The organism is Ideonella azotifigens (genome assembly GCF_006519715.1).
GTDB classification, from domain to species: Bacteria; Pseudomonadota; Gammaproteobacteria; order Burkholderiales; family Burkholderiaceae_C; genus Ideonella; species Ideonella azotifigens.
In genome coordinates, this window is record NZ_VIDT01000864.1 from 1 (window position 1) to 1,986 (window position 1,986).

At 70.3% G+C, this 1,986-nt stretch carries 3 protein-coding genes; all 3 read right to left on the reverse strand.

Annotation, left to right across the window (positions count from 1 at the left end; translation table 11 throughout):
- Window positions 1-221: 221 nt before the first annotated feature.
- Window positions 222-782: a protein tyrosine phosphatase family protein gene (locus FKP22_RS28575; protein ID WP_141291501.1), complete on the reverse strand. Its 561-nt coding sequence runs from the start codon at window positions 780-782 to the stop codon at window positions 222-224.
- Between the two features lie 18 nt (window positions 783-800).
- Entirely contained in the window at window positions 801-1,397 is a 597-nt protein-coding gene (locus FKP22_RS28580; protein WP_141291502.1) for a methyltransferase family protein, read from the reverse strand.
- 91 nt (window positions 1,398-1,488) lie between these two features.
- On the reverse strand, window positions 1,489-1,986 hold a 498-nt coding region (locus FKP22_RS28585), incomplete at its 5' end, for a GNAT family N-acetyltransferase (RefSeq protein WP_141291505.1).

Consider the following 1,986-nt stretch of genomic DNA (forward strand, 5'->3'; position numbering starts at 1 on the left):
CCAGGTGCTCGCCGTAGACATGCGTGGCCAGCCGCACCAGCGGGCTCACATCGGCCGGCACCTGCAGCAGGTCGAGGGCGCCAGGCAGGCGCTCGGCCACGGCCTGTGCTGCGTCAGCGTGTTCATCCCAGGCGGTGCGGAGGAAGGCTTCCAGGGTCATCGCAGTGCGCTTTCGTTTGGAAGGGCCGGCGCAGGGGAACGCCGGGTCTGGGGAGCGATCTTCAGTAGGGTTCGAAGTCCACGTCGTGCGCGCGCAGCGTGTTGACGATGAATTCGCGCCACACGCCGCTGGGCGCCCAGACCTTGGTGACCGAGGCATAGGCCACTTCCGGGTCTTCCTTGCCGGTGATCACGCGGTGGAGGAAGACCATGGACGAGCCGCGCATGTTGACCTGGCAGTGCACCAGCACCTTGCGGTCGCCGGCGGCGGCCATGGCTTTTTCGAAGTCCGCGAAGTCCTGCGGGCCAGGCTTGTTGAACTCGATCGGGATGTTGGTGAACTGCAGGCCCTGGCGGCGCACGATCTCGGCCTCGCCCTTGACCGCGTCGGACGAGGTGGGCGGTGCGAGGTAGATCACCGCGCCGAAGCCTTGCGCACCCAGCTTGCCCAGCGCGGCGGCCGTGGGCTGGCCGGCGCTGATGAGACGCGGGGTGATGGGCACGACATTGGGCGCGTCGATCTTCGGTGCCGCGTCGCTTGCTGCGGCGGCAATGCCGGACATGGCCGCGAGGCTCAGCGTGAGCAGCCAGGCGCGGCGGGAGGGGTTCAGGGCAAGCGGCATTCGGGCCTCGGGAAGGAGTCAATAAACACCCGGCACGAAGCGGGGTGTGCGGTCGCAGTAGTGGCGGTAGGTGCTGCCGAAGGCCTGGGTCAGCAGGCGCTCTTCGGCGCGTGCGCGCAGGTCGCTGCCCAGGCACATCAGCACCAGGGCGGCCAGCATCAGCGGGCTGGGCACCCACAGCAGCGAGCCCAGCGCCAGCAGGTTCAGCGCCATGTAGATCGGGTGGCGCAGCCAGCGGAACGGGCCGCCGGTGGCCAGGCGGTGGCCGGTGTCCAGCTTGGCCTGGAAGCGCCAGGAGGCGAAGTAGCGCAGCGCCCAGCAGGCCAGCCAGGCACCGAGCGCAATCACCGCCGTGCCGGCCAGCCGCTGGCCGGGGAACAGCGAGGGCACCCGGCCGCCCAGCACGCGCGCGCCGATCTCGAAATACATCAGGCCGAAGGCCACCGAATGAAACGCGATCAGCAGGCCGGCGCCGCGCACGGCCTGGGAGGTGCCGGTGGTGGCGGGGGCTTCTTCGGTGGCCACGGCGGCGTGCCGCGAGACCCACCAGCGGGTCAGCCCGAAGCTGGTCCAGAACAGGCCATGCGTGAGGTAGAGCAGTGGATCGACCGGCATCGGGACTTCCAGGGGCAAGGGATCGGGTGGGAGCAGCGTCGCGCATCCTACGGCGCAGGCGGCAGCCCCGCCATCCCCCGGGCCCAGCGGCTCAGGCGGAAAGCTGCTTGGCCATGTTCAGCCCCGTCACACGATAGCCCAGCGCCGCATACAAGGCCTGGGCGCCGTGGTTGAAGCCGAAGACGTGCAGCCCGATGCGGTCCAGCCCCTGGGCCTGCACCACGGCCTCCAGCGCCTGCAAGGCGGCCCTGGCATGGCCGCGGCGGCGCGCTGGCGGCAGGATCATCAGGTCGTAGACGAAAGCGCTGCGGTGGCCGTGGCGATCTTCGATGGCCCACCACAGCCAGCCGGCCAGCGGGCCGTTTTCGGAGGCCAGGATTTCGAGGAAGAAGTGCTCCGGCGTGGCCAGGCCTTGCGGCAGCAGCAGCGCGAAATCGGCCTGGGCCTGCGGCAGCGCCTGTTCGGCGGTGACGCGGCCGGCGCGCAGGTTCTGCTCGGCGTAGTTGGCAATCGCGGCCTCGCAGTAGCTGGCGAAGTGCTCCGGTGGCAGCGGGCGCAGGCGGGTGGTGGCGACGCCGGTTTCGCTCCG